Origin of the sequence: Thiomicrorhabdus sp. ZW0627 (assembly GCF_029767005.1) — a bacterium.
Taxonomy (GTDB): Bacteria; Pseudomonadota; Gammaproteobacteria; order Thiomicrospirales; family Thiomicrospiraceae; genus Thiomicrorhabdus.
This window is the reverse complement of the sequence record NZ_JARUQR010000028.1, coordinates 1-212: the sequence shown is the minus strand read 5'-3', so window position 1 is coordinate 212 and position 212 is coordinate 1. Positions and strand designations below refer to the sequence as shown.

General features: G+C 58.5%; 1 protein-coding gene. It reads left to right on the top strand.

Annotation, left to right across the window (positions count from 1 at the left end; all coding sequences use genetic code 11):
- Positions 1-212 (top strand): hypothetical protein (locus tag QCB45_RS11545; RefSeq protein WP_279421198.1); only part of this gene is annotated, 212 nt, incomplete at both ends.

Genomic DNA, 212 nt, shown 5'->3' with positions numbered 1-212 from the left:
GTCGGAAGAAGAATCTGCCGCCAGGGCCCGCGCCGCCGAGGCCGAAAAGCTCAAGGTTGAAAAAGAGGAAGCGGTAATCACAGTGCGTCAGGTGGCTGAGGCTAATCGTCGCAAAGAGATTGAAGTTATTGACGCCCGTAAAGAGGCGGAGCGGGAAGCCGTTGGGGTCACGGTTCAGGCTGAAGCCGAGAAACGCGCCGCCGAAGACAGAT